Here is a 22,118-nt window from a genome sequence, read left to right as displayed (position 1 = left end):
CCAAAGTGGTTCGTTTTACTCACTCGTTGTTCAGTTTTCAAAGATCAACTTCTACGTTTGTCGCCAACAGTTTATCTCGTTAGCAACTCTTATATCTTATCACATCCGCTCGATCATTGCAAGCTTTTTTTGAATTTAATTTTTCAAATTCATTTTGGCTTGTTGTCCCAAGCGTTTGTTTCGACCGTATTTCTTGGCCGGAAATATAATATACCATGGCATTCGCCGATATGCAACCTTTTTGAGTAAATTAATATTAAGGTAAAATAATACATTCACTTACTTACTATATACTAGAGATTCATTATCTCAACTTACCCCGCCTGCTTCTTAGGCCAGAAGGTATAACTGAAGCTATATATGAAGTCAATTCCCAAGATCACCGCCCATTGCAAGGCCATAGCCTTTAGCTGCTCTGTTCGCGCTGGCTCCCCAACCACAAGAATCATAACGCCAAGCAGCATAACTCCTATCATCCACGCCAACACATGGCGATACCAACCCTGACGCTCACGCTTCGCGCGAGCCGATCCATATTTCGGGGCAGGCTCCGGTTTCTTGCCACCTGCAAATCGGTGAGCAAACCGGGCGTCCGCCCATTGGATCATCCGATGCCCAAAAGCAATCGTCACCCCGATATATACAGCCGCCAGCCCATGCATGAATCCGGCTTCCGCCCCGCCACGCAGATCTATAATGGTTACGGCTATCAACAATAAGTCGATGACCGGCGTACACAGCAGCAGTATTCCGCCCGTTCTTTTCAGCCCGAGCAGATATCTTGCGCTTAATCCGGCTAGAACAAATACCCAGAATAAAATCTCACATCCAATAATAAAAGCCCCAATCATTCCGCCAACCTCCTTTTTTAATACAATTGTACCAAATAAATTTAACACAGCTTCCTTCTCTGAACAAGTACAATCGAGAAGTCCAAACAAAAAAAGGCAGCCGACTATAGAAATCTATAGTCAACTGCCTCTTCAACCATCGATGAATGGAGCAAATTCTATTCCTTATTACGCATATGCGGGAACAGCAAGACATCACGAATGGACGGGGAATTCGTAAGAAGCATGATCAAACGATCGATCCCGATACCAAGCCCGCCTGTTGGCGGCATACCGTACTCCAGTGCACGCAAGAAATCCTCATCCATCTCGTGCGCTTCATCATTGCCCTGTTCTTTTTCCTTCATCTGCGCTTCAAAACGCTGACGCTGGTCGATTGGGTCATTGAGCTCCGAGAAGGCGTTCGCGTGCTCACGCGCCACGATAAACAGCTCAAAGCGATCCGTGAACCGCGGATCCACGTCGTTCTTCTTCGCAAGCGGCGAAATCTCAACCGGATGGCCGGTTACGAACGTCGGCTGAATCAGCGTCTCTTCAACGAACTGCTCAAAGAATGCATTCAAGATGTGGCCGAATGTCATATGCGGCTCTACCGGAACTTTATGTTCTTTTGCAAGGCGATGCGCTTCCTCATTAGACATTTGCACACTGAAGTCTACACCTACAACTTCTTTTACCGCATCCACCATGGATACACGACGCCATTGTGGCGTCAGATCTACTTCGTGCCCTTGATAGGAAATCACTTGTGTACCCAGCACCTCTTGGGCAATATGTGCGATCATATTCTCGGTCAATGCCATAATATCCTTATAGTCCGCATAAGCTTCATAGAGCTCAATCATGGTGAACTCCGGATTATGACGGGTAGAGATCCCTTCATTCCGGTACACGCGGCCAATCTCGTACACTTTTTCCAGACCGCCCACGATCAGACGCTTCAGGTGAAGCTCAATCGCGATTCGCATATACAGCTCCATATCCAGCGCATTATGATGCGTAATGAACGGGCGTGCCGCCGCACCACCAGCGATCGAATGCAAAGTCGGGGTCTCCACTTCAAGATACCCTTGTGAATCCAGGTAACGACGCATCGATTGGATAATACGGGAACGGGCAATGAAGGTCTTCTGCACTTCTGGGTTAATAATCAGGTCGACATAACGCTGACGGTAACGGAGTTCCACATCCTTCAAACCATGGAATTTCTCAGGGAGCGGATACAACGACTTCGAAAGAACCTCCAGCTCCTTTACCTTAATGGTGGTTTCACCGGTTTTGGTCTTGAACAAGACCCCTTTTACCCCGATGATGTCACCCAGATCAAGGATGCTGAATGCTTCATATTGCGCTTCTGCAATCGAATCCTGGCGAACATAAATCTGAATTCGGCCGCTCAGATCCTGAATATGAGCAAAAGAAGCCTTGCCCATGCCGCGCTTAGCCATAATCCGGCCGGCCAGGTTCACTTCCACCTGCTTCTCTTCAAGTTCTTCCTTGGAGAGCTCGTCATACTGCTTCAGAATATCACCTGCGTGATGTTCTCTTTCATATTTTCCGCCAAACGGATCGATGCCCAGCTTCCGAAGCTCGTCCAATTTGTTGCGGCGGATTTGCAAAAGCTCACTTAACTCCTGTTCTTGTTCCTGGTTATTCATTTCTTCCGTCATCGTCAATCATCTCCTTCATTTCACTTCCATCGTAATCCCCAACAGCACAAACGCCGCCACCTATAACATCCGGACAGCCCTTAAACAACTTGTACACATTCGGCTAGGACTTAACGGTAGGGCAGCCATTTCAAGACATGCCACTAACCCATTAAGCCCTCAACACAGCTTGCCTATTCAAAATAACCCCACAAAGTGGAGCCTATGCTACGATGCTTATTCCAAATACTTTGCGGGGACCCCAAAAAAATTATAAATTCTAATATGTTAAAAAAGCCCCCCGAAGGAAGCTTTCTATACACATTCCGACTTACTTCTTAATGTCTACAATTTTATATTGAATAACGCCCGCAGGAACGTTAACATCTACAACCGAACCTTTTTGCTTGCCAATAATCGCTTTGCCGACAGGACTCTCGTTAGAGATCTTGTTGTTAAGCGGATCCGATTCAGCCGTACCGACAATGGTATATTCCATTGTGTCGCCGAATTCCAAATCCTCCACGATCACCGTGTTGCCCACGCCGACTACATCCGTATTGATATCATCGTTGTTGATGATGCGCGCATTACGGAGCATTTTCTCCAGCGTTATAATCCGGCCTTCGATAAAGGCTTGCTCGTTCTTGGCGTCTTCATATTCGGAGTTTTCACTAATATCACCATAACCGATGGCAACTTTAATCCGCTCAGCCACTTCACGGCGTTTTACAGACTTCAGATTCTCAAGTTCGTCCTCCAGTTTCTTCAGACCGTCCTGGGTAAGAATGACTTCTTTATCGCTCATTAACCGATTCTCCTGTCATGTAAATAATTTAAACCACGGTATCAACATACTATATGCGAATTCTTGGGGATCAGAACTTCCCTCTGATGCCTGCTCAATTTCTTGAATTTATACTGAAAGATTATATGGGAACCATTTCAAAAAGTCAATGCGCGCAAAGGCTGTCACGAATGTCGCATACACGCACCCGTTAACAGCCTGCACCCCTAATTATCCCATCGCCGCAACGGCTTGAGGATATACACTTTTTGTCGATTCTTCTTGGTCCTCCAGATTGTTCACAAAGTTGTTCAGAAGGTTCACCATTTCGTCGCGCTTCGTTTCTTCCATAATGATATCTTTAATGCGGGCGGAGCCTTTCAGACCTTTCAGATACCACGCAAGATGCTTACGCATTTCCCGTACCGCTACCGCTTCGCCGCGCAGAGCAATCAGACGGTCCATATGCAGAATGGCAATTCGAATTTTCTCCTGCGGAGCCGGATCCGGCAGCAGCTTGCCTGTCTTCAGATATTCCACGGTCCGATACAGCATCCATGGGTTGCCCAGCGCCCCGCGGCCGATCATGACGCCATCGCATCCTGTCGTATCCAACATCCGGCGAGCATCCTCCGGTGTCACCACATCGCCGTTACCGATAACCGGAATGGAGACGGCTTCTTTCACTTGGCGAATGATGTCCCAATCCGCGTATCCGGTGTAGAGCTGCTCGCGCGTACGTCCGTGAACGCTGACCGCCTGACCGCCCGCGCGTTCGACAGCCTGTGCATTTTCGACAGCATAGATGTGATCACTATCCCAGCCTGTACGCATCTTCACCGTGACCGGTTTGTTCACGGCATCGACAACCGCCGCCACCATCTCATAGATTTTGTTCGAATCCAGAAGCCAGCGTGCACCCGCATCCATCTTGGTTACCTTCGGTGCAGGGCAGCCCATGTTAATGTCGATGATGTCGGCATTGGTTTGCTGATCGACCACTTTGGCCGCTTGCACCAAAGATTCGCGGTCACCACCAAAAATTTGCAGGCTCAGCGGCTTCTCCCGCTCGTCGACAAACAACATCTCCTGGGTGCGCTTGTTTCCGTGAACAATGGCCTTGCCGCTCACCATTTCGGCGCAAACCAATCCGGTGCCGAATTCCTTAGCAATCAATCGGAACGCCGGGTTGCATACGCCAGCCATCGGCGCCAGAACCACTTGATTTTTCATCTCGATGTTTCCGATTTTCAAATTATCCATTTTATGTGTCACCCCTTTGTGTTCAGATATTTATAGTCGAAAGATCCCGGTTATCGTGCAAGGGATCCCAGAGTTTCAAACCAAACCATCATACTCATTCATCGCGTTATCGTCCAGTCCGCAAAAATTACATGTTCTTGTAGATTGCATCCAGAAACATCATCCTATATGAATGGCAGAGTTTGATGAAAAACAAACCTGCACCGGCTTCCTATTTAGATGATCTAGCTCCGTTCCTTAAGCTCCTGCAATGAAATCTCCAGCACATCCGCAATCTGAGCCAACATTTGCTCCTCGGCACGGCGGTTCCCCCGCTCAATCGCACCAAGGACGGCTAGTGAAATACCGGTTCGCTCAGCGAGCTCTTGCTGGGTCAAACCCTTCAATTTTCGGAAAGCGCGGATACGCTGCGCCAGTTGCTTGTTTTCCAAAGCTGTATTCCTTCCTTTCCTTCCAGGTTCTCAAGTGCTGTCTTCACCATATTGTACAGACCTGAAGGTTCGAACTCATATACGATATCGGCCAGCGGTCTGAGCACAAAAGCCCGCTCCTGCATACGGGGATGCGGCAGTACAAGGTCCGGCGTATCCAGACGGCGCCCTTCCATCCATAGCAGGTCCAAGTCCACCGTCCGCGGCCCCCAATGAATATGACGGACCCGGCCGAGCTGCTTTTCAATTCGCTGCATTTCGGCAAGCAGTTCATGAGGACTCAGCGATGTCAACACGGCTGCTGCCATATTGAGAAACATCGGTTGGTCCACGTATCCGACCGGCTCGGTCTCATACAAGTTGGATACGCGCTCTACCATAATGCCGGGTACTTCATGAAGCCGTTCCAAAGCCTCCATCAGGTTATCCTCGCGGTCACCCAAATTGGCCCCTAAAGCAATATAAGCCTCTGAACACTCAGAGGTGGCGTGTGAATTCATGATTGTCTCACTTCCTGGTCCGGTGCAGCTCAATGGTCACACCTTCAAAATGAATGTCAAAAGGCGGGTGCGGCTTCGTCAATCGGACCGTTAAAGCATCGATAATAGTATAAGTGTCCAATACCTTAGATGCAATATGCTCCGCTAAAGCTTCAATCAGGCGGAACGACTCCGTCCGCATAATATCCAGCAAAAGATCATGAATCTCGGCATAATTTACCGTGAGCGTCAGATCGTCCGTCCTGGCGGCTTTGCTCAGATCCATCTCCAGCTCCAGATCCACATAGAATCGTTGTCCCAGCTTACGCTCTTCCTCAAACACACCATGGTAGCCGTAGTATTCCATGCGGCTCAGTATCATTTTATCCATCTCGTACTCCGTCCTTCCATCCTTTGTCCCAAGGAAAAATTATATGCGTCTAAGCTCCGTCGAAGCGTAGGTCATGGCATCACACATCTTCGCTGTCCGTTTCATATGCAGCACGTCATGCACACGAACGATCTGGCAGCCTTGGGCAATCCCGTAAGCCACCGTGGCAGCCGTTCCTTCCAGCACATCCTGTGCCGGAGCGCCAAGCGCGGTCTGGATAAACCGTTTGCGGGAGGTAGCCAGCAGCACCGGAAACCCAAGCCCCACGAGCTGATCGAGGGATGCCATCACTTTCATGTTCTCATCATAGTCCTTGGCAAACCCGATACCCGGATCAAGCAAAATATGATGATCCTGCACGCCTGCAGCCCGCGCAATCTCGACACTCTCCAGCAAATCACGCTTTACGTCCTCGATAAGATTGGTGTAATTTCGATCGCGGCGATTGTGCATCAGGATCACGGGACATCCGAGCTCTGCGGCTGCCTTGGGCATATCCGCGTCGTCTTTAAAGCCCCAAATATCATTAATGATATGAGCACCCGCTCCAATAGCCTGACGCGCAACTTCCGCTTTATACGTGTCAATCGACAATGGAATATGCGGCGCGTGCCGGTGAATGGCTTCTATAACCGGGATTACCCGGGCAAGCTCCTCTGCGGCTTCAACCGGCTCGTGGCCCGGACGCGTCGATTCTCCGCCGATATCGATGATGTCGGCTCCCTCTTCCACCAGCTGAAGCGCGTGCTCGACCGCCCGCTCCGTATCGTTGTATCGACCTCCGTCCGAGAAGGAATCCGGGGTCACATTCAATATACCCATAATGAGCGTGGACTGACCGAGCTTTAACACAGCATCCTTGCTCAGATGAAATTCACGTTCGTAAATCGTTGTTTTCATGCCTTTTGCCCTGCTTTCCTTCTATATGCGCTCAGTAATGTACGGGTTATCGGACCGGCCAATCCTTGTCCAATAACTAGAGGCTCGCCTTCAGCTCCAATCAACGTCGTGACCGGAACAATCTCCTGCACAGAGCCTGTCGTAAATATTTCATCCGCTCCGGTAAAGAACTCCCAACTGTATCGGCCTTCTTCGGCTTCAATACCAAGATCGGCAGCCAACTCCAGCACCACAGCCCGGGTAATCCCTGGCAAAATGCCCGTGCCAACGTCAGGCGTATATAATCGACCCGATTTGACAAAAAAGACATTGCTGACAATGCTCTCTGCCACTTCCCCGGCCGCCGTTAGCATCAGCCCCTCTATTGAACCATTCGAGTGGCCGGGGTATCCGGCCACTTCCCGCTTTGCGAGAATATTGTTCATATAATGCAGAGATTTAAACCGAACCGATGATTCCGGTGTGTTACGCGGAAGGGACAATCTCCGCAAGGCTCTGCCTTTCTCGTAGAGCATTTCGTTTGCGGCCGGCAGCTCTTTGGCGAATAAAATCTCGGAAGGCTTCAAATAATCGCCAGCAGGCAAACCGAGCAATCCCTCTCCTGCCGTTACGGTATACCGGATATAAGCATCCTGAAGACCATTGGCCTCCATCAGTTCCGTTATCCAGCGGTTGATCCTCTCAGCATCCGTCCTGTGAACGATCCCGAGCTCCCTGCAGCTGTCCATGAGCCGGTTCAAGTGCCGCTCTATTAAAAAAGGCTTCCCCTCATAAGTGCGGAAGGTCTCGAATAACCCCATTCCGTACAGAAGGCCGTGATCCATTACAGGTATGACAGCCTCGGCAGCTTCAACGATGCCGCCGTTCATGCCAATATATTTCATGCTTTGGCGCCGGCCGTACGCTTCAGGAAATTGCGCAGCATCTGATGGCCATGGTCCGTAATGATGGACTCCGGATGAAACTGCACCCCTTCTACGGGATATTGTTTATGCCGCAGTCCCATGATTTCGCCCTCCTCGGTCCATGCGGTAATCTCCAGCTCATCCGGCAAAGTCTCCTTCTCAACGATCAGCGAGTGATAGCGCGTTGCGGTGAACGGAACTGGCAAGCCTTCGAAGACCGAGCCACCCGTATGTTGGATCGCAGATGTTTTCCCATGCATGAGGCGCTCCGCACGAATCACGTTGCCGCCAAAGGCTTGCCCGATCGCCTGATGGCCGAGGCAGACGCCGAAGATCGGAATGACACCCTTGAAATGCGAAATCACATCCAGACTGACGCCTGCTTCATTCGGCGTGCACGGTCCCGGCGATATCAGGATATGGTCCGGAGCCAACGCCTCGATGCCGGCGATGTCGATCTCATCATTCCGGTAAACCTTCACTTCCTCGCCGAGCTCACCCAAATATTGAACCAGGTTATACGTAAACGAATCATAATTGTCGATGACAAGTATCATGCTATTTCCCCCCTATATTCGCAGCCACTGCTGCCGCTTCCTCTTCACTGCATATCAGTGCGGCAATCAAAGCCTTTGCTTTGTTATGACACTCCCTGTATTCCCGGTACGGATCGGAGTCAATAACAATCCCTGCACCCGTCTGAATGTAACCAACCCCATCCTTCACGGCGAGGGTCCGAATAATAATGTTAAGCTCCATATCACCATTATAATCGATCCAGCCCATGGAGCCGGTATAGGGCCCTCGCGTCACAGGCTCCAGCTCCTCGATGATCTCCATCGTCCGGATTTTGGGTGCGCCTGTAATGGTGCCGCCGGGGAACGCTGCCGCAACGACATCATACGCATCGTTGCCCTCTGCAATCCGCCCTTCCACTTGCGACACCAGATGCATCACGTGCGAGTACCTCTCAACCGTCATCAGCTCCGGAACATGCACGGTCCCGTATGCGGCAATGCGGCCAATGTCATTACGCTCCAGATCGACCAGCATAATATGCTCCGCCCGTTCTTTCTCGCTGCCAAGCAGCTCCGCTTCCATTGCCTCGTCCTCTTCCGGACTGCTTCCACGGCGCCGCGTTCCCGCGATCGGCCGTGCAGACACGACATCGCCATCCAGCTTCACCAGCAATTCCGGCGAGCCACTGGCCAAGCTGAAGCCCGGTGAAGAGATATACCCCATATATGGTGACGGATTCAGGATGCGCAGCCACTCATAAATATCGGCAGGGTTCGCATGCAGCTGCAAGTGCCGGCGAAGAGACAAATTGACTTGAAATACGTCGCCCTGCCGAATATATTCTTGAATCGAGAGCACCGCCTGCTCGAACGCTTCCTGCGTAAAATCAATCTCCAGCCGATCCCAGATTTCGACATTCGGCCCCGACAGCTCCTGCGCTTTCTTCCATCGTTCCTGCCGCACGCGCTCATCTTCGGAACTCGAGTCGTTCCCTGAGCCCGTTCCGAACATTTGATTCCATTGGGACAGCATCGATTCAGCCCTTATGACAGCCTGATCATATAACTCCTGCAATAACTTCTCTTGGTCGGTTGAAAGCACCGAACCACTGGATTCATCACCAGAAGCACCGGGCGCTTTCTTTTCTTTCGAAACTTCTCCGGTCCCGAATGCCCAAGGCAGAGGGACATGCACCGAACAGTAGATGCTGTCATCTGTATGATCATAGATCCAAATCTCTTCCATACGCATCCACATATAATCCAGGAACCCCGGCTCATCCTTGGCCATCGTGGGCAATTTCTCAATCGACCGAATCACATCATAACTCAGGAATCCGGCGCAGCCTCCGCGGAAGTCCGGCCACCCCGTTACACGGGGCGCCTTCCATTTGTTCATCCACTGCTCTAACAGGTGCAGCGGCTCTCCCGTTACCTGCGTTCGCAGACCGTCAGACAGCTCGATGATCTCACCATGGCATCCCTTCCCCTGCAGAATGGACACCGGCCGCAATCCAAGATACGTCTGGCGTCCGCCCTTACCGCTCTCCAGCACAAAGGCATATGGTGATGCGGCTTTCCATGCATGTCTCCATGACAGGGGTAACCCTCTTGTTGCTCCTTTATATTGAACCAGATAGGGAACGACGGACCAGCCCTCTTCAGCCCATGCCTGCCACTGGGCCAGCTCCACTCTTCTCTCCATGCCGATCCTCCCTTAGTCATCAAAAGCCTTACTGTTGCCTGTCAGTATACTGTATCCCGCTTCTCTTGAAAACCCTAAATAGAAGCTCGTCCAACAATAATTTTTGGAGCGGTCATCAGGCGGATTCTAATAAAGCGTTATCTTAGGGAGTAGTATACGCAAAAAGCCCTCAATGCTATAAAAACACATTGAGAGCTCCTTCCTTGCCACCTGTTACCCCAACCAGATGAGGTAAGGAGATAGGTGCATATTACGATATCATCTTACTCGAAGTTGTAAAGCGGCGTGCTCAGGTAACGTTCTCCGTTACTTGGGATCACGGCTACTACCCGCTTGCCTTTACCAAGCTCTTTGGCAATCTTCAATGCCGCATATACAGCCGCACCGGAGGAAATACCTCCAAGAACGCCTTCTTCCTTCGCCACGCGGCGGGAAGTTTCAAAGGCATCGTCATTCTCAACATGAATGATTTCATCGTAGACTTCTTGGTTCAAAATTTCAGGAATGAAGTTTGCGCCGATGCCCTGGATTTTGTGAGGGCCCGGTTTGCCTCCGGCAAGGATTGGCGATGCAGCTGGCTCAACCGCGATAACCTTGATGTCAGGGAACTGCTCCTTCAGCACTTCGCCAGCACCTGTAATCGTTCCGCCTGTTCCGATCCCAGCGACGAACGCATCCAGGGAACCACCGATGGATTCGATCGCTTCAACGATTTCCGGACCTGTTGTTTCACGGTGAATCTTCACGTTGGCTTGGTTCTTGAATTGCTCGGCCATAAAGAATCCGGCATTTTCCTTCAAAATTTCCTCTGCTTTCTTAACCGCACCGTTCATTCCTTCCGATCCCGGTGTCAGTACCAATTCCGCGCCATAGGCACGCAGCAGGTTGCGGCGCTCCAAGCTCATGGTTTCAGGCATAACGATAACGGCTTTGTAGCCTTTGGCAGCTGCCACCATAGCTAAACCAATACCGGTATTACCGCTGGTTGCTTCAATAATGGTATCGCCCGGCTTCAAACGTCCGTCCTTCTCCGCTTCTTCCACAATGCTGATCGCGATCCGGTCTTTAACGCTTGCGCCCGGGTTCTGGTATTCCAGCTTCAGATAGATCTCTGCGCTATCCTCCGGTACGATCCGGTTCAAACGGACGAGTGGAGTTCCACCGATTAATTCTGTCACATTATTTACGACTTTTGCCATGAATGAAGCCCTCCTCTAAATATGAATCTTAGATAAACTAGTAAGTCCATAATGGTGTTATACATTCAATGTTGAATCATTAAATTTGTAGTGTCTGGATGTTGAAAGAAAAGCGGAGCCAGCTTATAGACTCAAATTCTTGATTATTGAGGTCTCTGATATCCGAGTAAAAAGGTAGGTTTTTATACCTTCATCTTAACAACGTTACGAGTCATTGTCAATATCCCACACCTCGAAAATCAACATTTCTAGGTGGATTTTCCTGCGCCTCCCGAACGAGAAAACGAGGGACTCGCCTCCTAGGCATGCATGCGCTCTAAAAGCTATCATCCTTCAACGAAGGTAACCTTTTGCACCCTCTAACGCAAAAAAAGCTCCTGCGGCCACATCTTACTCCGCCACAGCGAGCTTTCCCTGTTCTTCCTCTTTTTACAACGTGACCGTACCAGCACTAATCCGTGCCTCGTATTTCTCACGAAGCTGACGCTCCAGTTCGGATAAAGACACCGCCTGCTCCAGAGCCAGCTGCTTGCGAACCGCCTCGCGGACGCTTTCCTCACTAGGGGCCTGAGGCTCGATAATGTCCTTCACATAAACAATGGCATAGGTGTCTGTGAGCGAGATGGGCCCCGCAATATCCCCGGGCTCCAGCGTTAAAGCTGCATCCAGCAGTGCCGGCGGCAAAAAGGGATCATCCTCCTCGACCAGTCCGATCTGCCCGCCGTCTTCGCGAGTATACTCATCGAGTGATACCTGGGCTGCGAGATCCGCAAAAGCTTCTCCATCCTCCAGCCGATCCATGACCCGTTCCGCCTCATCTTTCGAAGCGACTTCGATCATGGATAAATTCAGCTGCTTCTTGGGACGAAATTGGTCAGGATACTGTTCCAGATACGAATCGATCTGCTGCTCCTCGATGTGCACGTCGGAAGTCGCAATTTTCTCAAGCAGCAGCCGATACGTCGTCTCTGTCTTTAATTCACTCTCCGTAATGCCTAGCTGATTTTCCATTTCCGATAAGAAACGCTCCATAGAACCATAGCTGCGGCTCATGACTTCGATTTCTGCATCGACCTCAGCCGCCGTAACATCAATATCCTTCGCTTTGGATTCCAGGGCCACGGCGTGCCGATTCAGCATGGTCATCAGCATTTCGCGGCCATAACGCTTCTTTAGCTCGTCAACCCACTCGTCTTCGGTAATCGCCCTGTCCTGGATGGATGCAACTGGTTGGGAGCCCTCTTTCCACGGTGGTGAGTCCTCTTGCGAAAAATTCCCGGAAAACAGCATCCAGCCGCCCATACCCAATACGCATGCTGTCAAGACAATGACGGTCGCCCACAATCCCTTCTCTTGTCTCGTCATCACGGTCGCTCATCCCAACGTTAAGATTTGGCCCGCTCTAGCACGGATTTCAGCTGTTCTTTATCGAACGTATATTTTTCATTGCAAAAATGACAGGAAACTTCGGCTTTGCCATCCTCTTCGATCATCTGCTCAAGCTCTACCTGTCCCAAGCTGATCAAAGCGCGCTCCACCCGCTCATGCGAGCAGTCACAGCTGAAGTACACTTCCATTTCTTCCAAGATGGTTACATCCGGAACGACTCGCTTCAGAATGTCTTCCAGTTCCAGCCCTTCTTCCAGCATCTCGGTGATCGGAGGAATCTTGCTTAGCGCAAGCTCAAGCTCCGTAATCTCATCCTCCGTAACCCCGGGGAGAAGCTGGATGATGAAGCCCCCGGCATTCGCCACGGAATAATCCGGGGAAACCAGCACTCCCAGACTTACCGCCGAGTTGGTCTGTTCGGATACGGCAAAATAGTATGTGAAGTCTTCAGCGAGCTCGCCCGAAATAATCGGCACGCTGCCACGGTAAGGCTCCTTCAAGCCGAAATCCTTGATCACATCAATATGGCCGGTGGTACCTACAGCAGCGGCCACATCCATCTTGCCAGGGCGGATATTCGTCAGCTCCACATGCGGATTTTTGACATATCCGCGCACCTCGCCGTTAGCATTACTCTCCGCTGCAATCAAACCGATCGGTCCGTCGCCGCGCACTTGAATGCTAAGACGCTCGTCTCCTTTCAGCATAGCTCCCATCATCGCTGCTGCTGACACGGTGCGGCCCAAAGCGGCTGTGACGACAGGGAACGTATCATGTCTTTGGCGAAGCTCTTCGACCAAAGCGGTTGTCCGCACGGCAAATGTCCGTACTTTCCCGTTTAATGCAGTTCCCCGCAGCAAACGGTCTTTTTGATTACCCATCTTGAGGCCTCCTTGTCTTTCTAGTTGTTTGTAATATCTAACGGTTTTATATCGGTTCTAGTTACGCTCATAAATAATACGCAAGCCTTCCAAAGTCAGAAGGGGAGAAATCTCTTCAATGGACTCCGTTTCGCCGGCAATCAGCTCGGCCAGTCCCCCCGTAGCGATAACCTTAACATTGTCCGTACCCATCTCGGCTTTTATACGCTTGACCAGGCCATCGACCTGTCCCGCATAACCAAAAACGATACCGGCCTGCATGGCATGTACGGTATTGCGCCCGATTACCTTTTTCGGCTTTTCAAGCTCTACGCGAGGAAGCTTGGAAGCGCGCTGTACAAGAGCCTCCGTGGCAATGCCAATACCAGGCACAATCACTCCGCCAAGATAATTGCCTGCCTCATCGATGCAATCAAACGTCGTCGCCGTACCGAAATCCACCACAATCAGCGGGCCCCCGTACTGCTCGACGGCTGCTACTGCATTCACAATCCGATCAGCGCCAACCTCGCGCGGGTTTTCATACCGCAGATTAAGTCCGGTTTTGATGCCTGGTCCTACGATCAAGGGCGCCTTGCCAATATATTTATTGCACATCTCCTCGACCACACGCACAAGGGGAGGAACTACGGAAGAAACAATAACGCCTTCGATTTGGCTTACCAGTATATTGGACATTTGAAACAAATTGTGAATCAATACACCGTATTCATCCACGGTGGACTGACGCGATGTACTGATTCGAAAATCATGCAGCAGCTTCTTTCCCTGATACACACCCAGTACAATATTGGTATTCCCTACATCCACAACCAGAATCAACTCTCTGTCCCTCCTTTCTTCGCATTTAGATCCAAACTGATATCGAGACTATGGAAAGAATAAGTCAGCCGTCCAACGGATATGACGTCGACCCCGGTTTCGGCAATCCCGCGCACGGTCTCCAGCGTCACGTTCCCCGATGCTTCAACGCGAACATGAGGGGCCTTGGCCTTGATTCTTCGAACAGACTCCGCCATCATGTCATGACTCATGTTATCCAGCATAATAATATCTGCGCCTGCAGCCAGTGCTTCCTCTACCTGCGCCAAGCTCTCGGTTTCAACTTCTATAGTCATGGTATGTGGAATATGGGCTCTTGCACGGCTGACCGCTTGCACGATTCCGCCTGCACCCTTAATGTGATTATCCTTAATCATGACGGCATCGTACAGGCCGAAACGATGGTTCGCGCCGCCGCCAACCCGAACAGCATATTTCTCAAGCATTCGGTGGCCTGGCGTCGTTTTGCGGGTATCCACCAGCCTCGTTGGCAACCCCTCAAGCACATCAACAAAAGAACGCGTTCTTGTTGCAATACCCGACAGACGCTGAAGCAAATTCAAAGCAAGACGCTCGCCTGTCAAAATACGGTGAGTGCTTCCTTCCACTTCGGCGAGAACCGTTCCCTTTTCAACCTCGTCCCCATCACGGACCAATGCCGTAAACGTCAGCGACGGATCAACCGTTTCGAATACCAGCTCTGCAACCGGCATGCCTGCTACGATTCCTGCCTCCTTGGCATGAATAACGCCCTTGGATTCATGACCAGGCTCAATGGTGGTGAGGGTCGTAATGTCTCCCGACCCGATATCCTCCTGCAGCCAAGTCCGTATACTCTGGAGAAGGCCATCGTTGTATCCGTTAAACATCATCGCTTAATTCCTCCGTCATTTCTTGATCCCGTGTATGGACAATATGTTTCTGCCATACGCTGTCATTCCGCTCCGGGAAATCCTCACGATAGTGGGCTCCCCGGCTTTCTTCACGACCCAGCGCACCCTGAACCACGAGCAGGGATGCTGTGAGCATGTTGGCAAACTCGTACTCCTCACGCTTGAAGAGCACGGATTGGAACAATGGCAGCTGACGGCCGAGCTCTTCCGCTGCTCTTAATAGAGTATCCCGATTTCTCCGAAGTCCTGCATAACGCACCATCACCTTCTGTAGCTTCAAGCGTTTTTCCACCATCGCTTGGGACGGAGCGTCCTTGCGACCGAGGTGGAATGATACATGAAGCGGATCGCCTGAAGGTTCCGGCAGGCTCTTAATGCGCTCGACAATACGACTACCATACACAATCGCCTCCGACAGCGAATTGCTGGCCAAACGGTTCGCCCCGTGGACACCGGTAGACGATACCTCCCCGCAAGCAAATAAACGTTTCACGCTGCTCTCGCCGTGCAGATTGGTTTTGATGCCCCCCATCATATAATGCGCAGCCGGGGAGACCGGAATCCAATCTGACGATAAATCGAGTCCATACTGCATGCAGGTTTCATAAATCGTTGGGAATCGATGTCTGACCATTTCCGGCGACTCATGGGTAATATCCAGATAAACAAAGGTAGACCCCGTTGCTTCCATCTCACTGACAATAGCCCGCGCTACGATATCCCGCGGTGCCAGCTCCAGTAAATCATGGTATCTGGGCATGAACCGTTCCCCTCGTATATTCCGAAGAACAGCGCCTTCACCCCGAACCGCCTCTGATATTAGGAATCGGGGTGCCCCTGGATAGCTAAGCGCCGTCGGGTGAAATTGTATAAATTCCATATCCCGAATTTCTGCGCCTGCCCGATAAGCCATGGCAACGCCATCGGCTGTGGCAACCTCCGGATTGGTTGTATACCGGTACAATTGACCGGCGCCGCCGGAACACATAACCGTCGCCCGTCCACGAACGAATACCCGTTTTCCATCCGGCATTTGTACCAAGGCGCCATGACATACTCCCTGCTCGGTAACCAGGTCAATGACAAAATGATCGTCCCACACCTCTATATTGTGAAGCATTTCAACCTGAATGGAAAGGGCACGCACAATTTCATATCCGGTAGCATCCCCGTTGGCATGAAGGATCCGGCGGTGACTGTGTGCGCCTTCTTGGGTCAGCGCGAGCTCGCCATTCTCCACATCAAACATCGTGCCGAGCCGAATCAACTCTTGAACGCCAACCGGCCCCTCGTTTACAAGGACATCCACCGCGGCAGATGAACATAGGCCCGCCCCTGCCAAGAGGGTATCCTGCCGATGATAGGCCGGGGAGTCATCCTCAGCTGTTACGGCTGCAATTCCTCCCTGCGCATAACGCGTGTTGCTTTCGAGCAGCGATTTCTTCGTAATCAGCAGCACATTCTGAGTCGCACTTGCCATGATCGCCGTATATAAACCCGCAATGCCTGAACCGATCACGATGACGTCCGTCTCAACTACAGGAAGATCGTTCAGCTCAAAATCAATTAAATACTGCGGTATCACGATGCCTCACCTGTCTTTTCACGAAAGAGTAGCGCATGCTACTTAACCTGTAACATGCGCTCTAATGAAGTTCTGGCTTTCTCTGCAACGACCGGCGGCACATAAATTTGCGGCTTCATCGTTTCCAACGCTTTAACCAGCTTTTTGAGGTTATTCACTTTCATATTCGGACACACCAGGAATTTCGTAGCGAAATGGAACGATTTATCCGGGCTATCCAGTCGAAGCTGATAACCGGTTCCGTCCTCAGTACCCACGATAAACTCCTTGGCCGATGAATTTTTGCAATACTCCAGGATGGCGGTGGTACTCCCTACAAAATCCCCCATTTCAACAACCTCCGGGCGGCATTCCGGATGCACCACAAATTCAGCATGAGGATATTTGGCCTTCATCTCGACGACATCCTTCACCGTCAGCATGTCATGCGTGTTGCAATACCCTTCCCAGATAATGAGCTTCTTGTCGGTATGCTGCTGAACATAATGACCCAGATTTTTGTCAGGCACCCATATAATTTCATCCGAATCCACCGACTGAATCACCTTCACGGCATTGGATGAAGTACAGCAGATATCCGTCTCAGCTTTGATCTCAGCCGATGAATTGATGTACGTGACCACTTTGGCTTTCGGATGCTGCGCTTTCAGCTTCCGCAGTCCGTCAACGTTCACCATGTCCGCCATAGGGCAGCCGGCCCGCTCATCCGGTATAAGAACCGTCTTGCCCGGTGCCAGAATTTTAGCGCTTTCGCCCATAAAATGCACACCGCAAAATACGATAACCTCGGCATCCGTTTGTGCTGCCTTCTGCGCGAGCAGGAAGGAATCCCCCCGGAAATCAGCAACCTCTTGTATTTCATCCCGTTGATAATAATGTGCCAAAATGATTGCGTTACGTTCCTTCTTCAATTGCATTAACCGCTCGCGCAGTTCACGGTTCTGTTCTGCCTTACGCTCCAGTGCCAACGCTTCCATGATCGACCCTCTCCCCTTATATATTCCGGCAGTTCGCCGCTGATGACCATGTGACTTTCAGGATGGTTTCCACCTTTGTGAAAGGATTCGCATCCTTATTTAACAACTAATGTACACGTTCATTCTGCCCCCTGTCAATGTGATAGAAAGCACAAAAAGAACCGGAAAACGAATTATCGTTCTCCGGTTCTTCAATTTTATTCGGTATTCGAGGTTTTATCAGCAAATATTACGTTAAGCTGCTGTTACCGTTGTCCGATCCGCCTGGAGGATCCTTGCGCTCCGAATCTTTGCGCTCTGGCCCTGGATCATTCGAATCCATCGGGTTGTTCGGAATTTCTTCCGTGGAAGTCGGCTGCTCGCCGTCTTCTTTCCCTTGGATGCGAACCTTCACGTCGCCAATGTTGTCGATGATCGGTTCACCATTCTCAGAAGAACCTTCTCCTTCTCCTTCACCGTCGCCACTGCCGTTGCCTTCAGCTGATCCGGTCTCAATGAGATTCTTGATTTGCTCAAGCTCCAGCGTTTCCATCTCGAGGAGCGTGTTCGCAATCAGGTGAACCTCTTTAGCATGCTTATTCAGGATCTCTTTACATTTCTCATAGCAATCATTAATGAATCGCTGCATTTCCTGATCGATCTCATAAGCGATTGCATCACTATAGTTCTGCTCATGTCCGATATCACGTCCAAGGAACACTTGTCCTTGGGATGTACCGAACTGCATTGGTCCGAGCTTCTCACTCATACCGTATTCCACAACCATGCTGCGGATAATGCCTGTTGCTTGCTGGAAGTCACTGTATGCTCCGGTCCCGATTTCACCGATGAACAGCTCCTCAGCGACACGTCCGCCAAGCAAACCGGTTACGCGATCCAGCAATTCCTGCTTCGTCACGAGCATCCGATCTTCCTTCGGCATCATAATGACATATCCGCCGGCACGGCCACGAGGGATAATCGTTACCTTATGCACCGTATCCGCATGCTCGAGGAAGTAACCCACAATAGTATGACCTGCTTCATGGTAAGCCACGATGCGTTTCTCGCGGTCACTGATCACGCGGCTGCGTTTCTCCGTACCAACGATAACGCGGTCAATCGCCTCATCCACTTCTCGCATGGAAATATCTTTACGGTTGCGGCGAGCCGCAAGCAAGGCAGCCTCATTCAGGAGATTCTCCAGATCGGCGCCTGTAAAACCGGTTGTACGTTTGGCGATGATGTCGAGTTTAACATCCTTCGTCAATGGTTTGTTGCGTGCATGAACCTTCAGTACCGCTTCACGGCCCTTCACATCCGGGCGATCTACGGTAATCTGACGGTCAAAACGTCCCGGACGAAGAAGCGCCGGGTCCAAAATATCCGGGCGGTTGGTCGCAGCAACGATGATAATGCCTTCGTTCGCTCCGAAACCGTCCATTTCAACCAGCAACTGGTTGAGTGTCTGTTCACGCTCGTCATGACCGCCGCCAAGACCAGCGCCACGCTGACGACCTACTGCATCAATCTCATCGATGAAGATGATACATGGTGCATTCTTCTTCGCGTTCTCGAACAAGTCACGTACACGAGAAGCACCGACACCGACAAACATCTCAACGAAGTCGGAACCGGAAATACTGAAGAACGGCACTCCTGCTTCACCAGCAACGGCACGAGCCAGGAGCGTCTTACCTGTTCCCGGAGGGCCGACAAGCAGAACGCCCTTCGGAATGCGAGCGCCAACTGTGTTGAACTTACGCGGATCCTTCAAGAAGTCAACAACTTCAACGAGCTCCTGCTTCTCTTCATCTGCTCCGGCTACATCTTCAAATGTAATCCGTTTCTTCTCTTCATTATATAAGCGGGCTTTGCTCTTACCAAAGTTCATCACTTTGCCGCCGCCGCCCTGAGCCTGATTAAACAGGAAGAAGAACAGAACAAACATAATGATGAGCGGAATAAAGGATGAAAGCAATGTCAGCCAAATGCTTTGGCCTTCCATTGGCACCACGGACAGTTTGACATTGTTGCTCTCACTGGCTGCAGTCAGCTCTTGCATCGCTGCATCCGTGGCAGGAATATAGGTTGAGAAATTCTCTGATTTTTTCTCTTCGGAAATCTCCCTATACTTACCGGTCACCAGATAAGCGTAACCGTCAAATTGTACCGTCATTTCCTCTATGTTGTTAGCTTTGACTTCCTGCCGCAGTTGATTATAACTAGGGGCATCGGCTTGCTCGCCGCCATTAGTGACGAATTGTACTATGCCCACCACGACTAAAAATAGAATCAAATAAAAACCAGAATTCCGGATGAACCGACTCATCCCCTACCTCCTCTCAAGACACATAAGATATTTTACCACAGCCTGTCTGGCCATCTCAACAAAGGGCCCTGAACTGAGATAGCAGCCCATTGGCGCGGTTTAACTGCTGTAGATTTCCGGCTTCAAAATCCCGATGTAGGGGAGGTTCCGGTAATGCTCGGCATAATCAAGTCCGTATCCGACAACAAAAGCATCCGGCAGCACGAATCCGGTATAATCGGCCTGTAAATCCACCGTACGGCGTGCCGGCTTGTCAAACAAGGTGACAACGCACACCGAGTTTGCCTTGCGGCTCTTCAGAAGCTCAATCAAATGACTCAGCGTAAGACCGCTGTCGATAATATCCTCCACAATCAGCACATCCCTGCCTTCAACGGATGCGTCCAGATCTTTAATGATCTTCACCACGCCGGAGGATTTGGTTGATGCTCCATAGCTGGATACAGCCATGAAATCCAACTCAAGAGGTACTGTTATGGATTTAACCAAGTCGGCCATAAAAATAAACGCACCTTTAAGAACGCAAATAACGAGTGGATTGCGTCCCACATATTCGGCGCTGAGTTTGGAACCAAGTTCCTTAATCTTTGCGTGAATCTCTTCTTCACTGATGAGTATTTCCTGAATGTCATTCTGCAACTTAAGTGGACCTCCTACGTTTATACTATGAAAGCGTGAAACGGGCCATTCTTCGTTTTACACTTGCCTTAAGCATCCGATAGCTCCATCCGGAGAACTCGTGATGTGTGCCGCCCGCAAGCGGCGTGAACGGAACGTCGTACACCTGGAATCCACACAATGCTGCCGGAACCGTCACAAAGAATAGGAATCCGGGCACGGACAGACGGTGGGATTTTCTCATCAATGAGAATATCTTTCACCTTTTTGCTTCCGTTTAATCCCATGATCTTCATCTTGTCCCCCGGCTGTCTGTTACGCAAGGTTAAAGGAAACCTAAGCTCATCCGCATCAAAATCCGCCACAAAGGCCGATGGTCTGGAGCCGCTCCGGCTTTCGCTTCCTGTCTTTAACGACAATTTCAGCATCTTTCCGATTTCCTTAACATACTGCTGCGAAACATCAGGAGAATCAAGAATGTATATGTACTGTCCCTGTTCTTCCGGAGGCTTAGGCCAAAACTGGATCACTCCGTACTCACGAACACAGGTAATGCCGTCACCCAGATCCAGACGCCAGTTGCTTCGCTGATCGTTAAGAATGCCATGGCGCACCGTTTCAATCTTGACAAAATCGGTGTTTTCCTGGTCTGAGGGCAGGTAATTTAATATTAGTTTAATCAAACGCCGTTGTAAAGCGACATGTAAGCCCAAAAAGGAAGGCGCGTCGAAAGCGAGCCTCCCATCGTTCTCCTGTACCATACTCCGAAATTGTTTCGCAGCTTCAAGCTCCACAAAATCATCCTCCTGCTGGACAATCTCGGCCAGCTGATTGAGTGAGGAGGAGAACTGCCCATTGTATCGTTCCAGAAAAGGCAATACTTCCAGGCGAATCGCATTACGGCGGTACTTCGTCTGCAGATTGCTGTTATCGACCGCATACTGGAATCCGCATATACGGCACAGCTCCACGATATCCGCCTTGTACATACGAAGGAACGGACGGATAAGTTCCACTTTTTTTTCCGTTCGCTTAAATTTTATTCCGGCAAGTCCTGACAGGCCGCTCCCGCGCAGAAGCCGCATGAGCACCGTCTCGGCTTGATCGTCAGCATGATGAGCCAGCGCTACGGAGCGCGCATTGTATTTATGGGCTGTTTGCAGCAGAAATTCATAACGCTTCTCTCTTGCTGCCTCCTGTCCACCCTTACCGCTCTCTTCCATATAAGCAGGAATATCGATAAACGCCGTTTCTAATGGAAGTCCGAGCCGCTCCGCCAGTTCACGCACCATTTCTGCCTCTTGGTCTGATTCTTTCCGAAACCCATGATGCACATGGGCGCAGATCAATTGGAGCGGCGTCCGGTGCATAGAAATTTCATGCAATACGTGCAGGAGCGCAACGGAATCAGGCCCGCCGGAAACGGCGACCACGATGCTATCGCCTTCTGACCACAGATCAAACTCTGCGGCTGTACGCTCGACATGGTTGACGAATGTCCGTAAATAATCCTGTTTCACTTCCAGGTCCCCTTTATGAACTCCCAGTAACAAGGTAACAACTC

21 protein-coding genes are annotated in these 22,118 nt (G+C 50.6%); all 21 read right to left on the bottom strand.

The window, feature by feature from the left end; genetic code table 11:
- Nucleotides 1-314 precede the first annotated feature (314 nt).
- The 21 genes from AC0VZ8_RS00380 to tilS all read right to left on the bottom strand — a co-directional run bounded on the left by AC0VZ8_RS00380 (nucleotide 315) and on the right by tilS (nucleotide 22,074).
- The gene (locus tag AC0VZ8_RS00380) at nucleotides 315-851 is read right to left on the bottom strand and encodes a hypothetical protein (RefSeq protein ID WP_475485706.1); all 537 of its coding nucleotides are present in this window, start codon (nucleotides 849-851) and stop codon (nucleotides 315-317) included.
- 158 nt (nucleotides 852-1,009) lie between these two features.
- On the bottom strand, nucleotides 1,010-2,521 hold the full coding sequence (gene lysS / locus AC0VZ8_RS00375; protein WP_475485705.1) for a lysine--tRNA ligase: 1,512 nt from the start codon (nucleotides 2,519-2,521) through the stop codon (nucleotides 1,010-1,012).
- Between the two features lie 310 nt (nucleotides 2,522-2,831).
- Nucleotides 2,832-3,308: a transcription elongation factor GreA gene (gene greA / locus AC0VZ8_RS00370; protein ID WP_009591919.1), complete on the bottom strand. Its 477-nt coding sequence runs from the start codon at nucleotides 3,306-3,308 to the stop codon at nucleotides 2,832-2,834.
- Nucleotides 3,309-3,518: 210 nt separating this feature from the next.
- On the bottom strand, nucleotides 3,519-4,550 hold the full coding sequence (gene dusB / locus AC0VZ8_RS00365; protein WP_475485704.1) for a tRNA dihydrouridine synthase DusB: 1,032 nt from the start codon (nucleotides 4,548-4,550) through the stop codon (nucleotides 3,519-3,521).
- 224 nt (nucleotides 4,551-4,774) lie between these two features.
- Entirely contained in the window at nucleotides 4,775-4,981 is a 207-nt protein-coding gene (locus AC0VZ8_RS00360; RefSeq protein ID WP_071221056.1) for a helix-turn-helix domain-containing protein, read from the bottom strand.
- Nucleotides 4,933-5,481: a 2-amino-4-hydroxy-6-hydroxymethyldihydropteridine diphosphokinase gene (folK, locus tag AC0VZ8_RS00355; protein WP_475485703.1), complete on the bottom strand. Its 549-nt coding sequence runs from the start codon at nucleotides 5,479-5,481 to the stop codon at nucleotides 4,933-4,935. The genes AC0VZ8_RS00360 and folK overlap by 49 nt, the downstream gene beginning before the upstream one ends.
- 7 nt (nucleotides 5,482-5,488) lie before the next feature.
- Nucleotides 5,489-5,851 carry a dihydroneopterin aldolase gene (gene folB / locus AC0VZ8_RS00350; RefSeq protein WP_194540316.1) on the bottom strand — a complete coding sequence of 121 codons (363 nt, stop codon included), beginning with the start codon at nucleotides 5,849-5,851 and terminating at the stop codon, nucleotides 5,489-5,491.
- Nucleotides 5,852-5,890: 39 nt separating this feature from the next.
- Nucleotides 5,891-6,751 carry a dihydropteroate synthase gene (gene folP / locus AC0VZ8_RS00345; protein ID WP_475485702.1) on the bottom strand — a complete coding sequence of 287 codons (861 nt, stop codon included), beginning with the start codon at nucleotides 6,749-6,751 and terminating at the stop codon, nucleotides 5,891-5,893.
- Nucleotides 6,748-7,635 (bottom strand): aminotransferase class IV, encoded by an 888-nt coding sequence (locus AC0VZ8_RS00340; RefSeq protein WP_475485701.1) that lies wholly within the window; start codon nucleotides 7,633-7,635, stop codon nucleotides 6,748-6,750. Before AC0VZ8_RS00340 ends, folP begins: the two co-directional genes overlap by 4 nt.
- Entirely contained in the window at nucleotides 7,632-8,213 is a 582-nt protein-coding gene (gene pabA, locus AC0VZ8_RS00335; RefSeq protein WP_071221060.1) for an aminodeoxychorismate/anthranilate synthase component II, read from the bottom strand. The genes AC0VZ8_RS00340 and pabA overlap by 4 nt, the downstream gene beginning before the upstream one ends.
- 1 nt (nucleotide 8,214) lies before the next feature.
- Nucleotides 8,215-9,879: an anthranilate synthase component I family protein gene (locus AC0VZ8_RS00330; RefSeq protein ID WP_475485700.1), complete on the bottom strand. Its 1,665-nt coding sequence runs from the start codon at nucleotides 9,877-9,879 to the stop codon at nucleotides 8,215-8,217.
- 263 nt (nucleotides 9,880-10,142) lie between these two features.
- Nucleotides 10,143-11,078, bottom strand: coding sequence for a cysteine synthase A (gene cysK / locus AC0VZ8_RS00325; protein ID WP_113057420.1), 936 nt, complete (start codon nucleotides 11,076-11,078; stop codon nucleotides 10,143-10,145).
- Between the two features lie 429 nt (nucleotides 11,079-11,507).
- On the bottom strand, nucleotides 11,508-12,443 hold the full coding sequence (locus tag AC0VZ8_RS00320; protein WP_475487622.1) for a peptidylprolyl isomerase: 936 nt from the start codon (nucleotides 12,441-12,443) through the stop codon (nucleotides 11,508-11,510).
- Between the two features lie 20 nt (nucleotides 12,444-12,463).
- The gene (hslO, locus tag AC0VZ8_RS00315) at nucleotides 12,464-13,348 is read right to left on the bottom strand and encodes an Hsp33 family molecular chaperone HslO (RefSeq protein WP_260069304.1); all 885 of its coding nucleotides are present in this window, start codon (nucleotides 13,346-13,348) and stop codon (nucleotides 12,464-12,466) included.
- A 57-nt stretch (nucleotides 13,349-13,405) separates the two neighbouring features.
- Complete coding sequence (locus tag AC0VZ8_RS00310) at nucleotides 13,406-14,170, bottom strand: type III pantothenate kinase (protein ID WP_071221065.1); 765 nt, start codon at nucleotides 14,168-14,170, stop codon at nucleotides 13,406-13,408.
- Nucleotides 14,167-15,042, bottom strand: coding sequence for a carboxylating nicotinate-nucleotide diphosphorylase (gene nadC, locus AC0VZ8_RS00305; RefSeq protein WP_475485699.1), 876 nt, complete (start codon nucleotides 15,040-15,042; stop codon nucleotides 14,167-14,169). The genes AC0VZ8_RS00310 and nadC overlap by 4 nt, the downstream gene beginning before the upstream one ends.
- Nucleotides 15,032-16,648 carry an L-aspartate oxidase gene (gene nadB, locus AC0VZ8_RS00300; protein WP_475485698.1) on the bottom strand — a complete coding sequence of 539 codons (1,617 nt, stop codon included), beginning with the start codon at nucleotides 16,646-16,648 and terminating at the stop codon, nucleotides 15,032-15,034. The genes nadC and nadB overlap by 11 nt, the downstream gene beginning before the upstream one ends.
- Before the next feature lie 38 nt (nucleotides 16,649-16,686).
- The gene (nadA, locus tag AC0VZ8_RS00295) at nucleotides 16,687-17,625 is read right to left on the bottom strand and encodes a quinolinate synthase NadA (RefSeq protein WP_475485697.1); all 939 of its coding nucleotides are present in this window, start codon (nucleotides 17,623-17,625) and stop codon (nucleotides 16,687-16,689) included.
- A gap of 229 nt (nucleotides 17,626-17,854) precedes the next feature.
- The gene (ftsH, locus tag AC0VZ8_RS00290) at nucleotides 17,855-19,936 is read right to left on the bottom strand and encodes an ATP-dependent zinc metalloprotease FtsH (protein WP_475485696.1); all 2,082 of its coding nucleotides are present in this window, start codon (nucleotides 19,934-19,936) and stop codon (nucleotides 17,855-17,857) included.
- A gap of 99 nt (nucleotides 19,937-20,035) precedes the next feature.
- A complete protein-coding gene (gene hpt / locus AC0VZ8_RS00285; RefSeq protein WP_071221070.1) occupies nucleotides 20,036-20,575 on the bottom strand; it encodes a hypoxanthine phosphoribosyltransferase in 540 nt (179 codons plus the stop codon).
- A gap of 68 nt (nucleotides 20,576-20,643) precedes the next feature.
- Nucleotides 20,644-22,074 carry a tRNA lysidine(34) synthetase TilS gene (gene tilS, locus AC0VZ8_RS00280; protein WP_475485695.1) on the bottom strand — a complete coding sequence of 477 codons (1,431 nt, stop codon included), beginning with the start codon at nucleotides 22,072-22,074 and terminating at the stop codon, nucleotides 20,644-20,646.
- Nucleotides 22,075-22,118 lie beyond the last annotated feature (44 nt).

Source organism: Paenibacillus sp. QJM3NY_38 (assembly GCF_056173265.1).
Note: the sequence above shows the minus strand (reverse complement) of the source record. Positions and strands in the feature narration are given on the sequence as shown.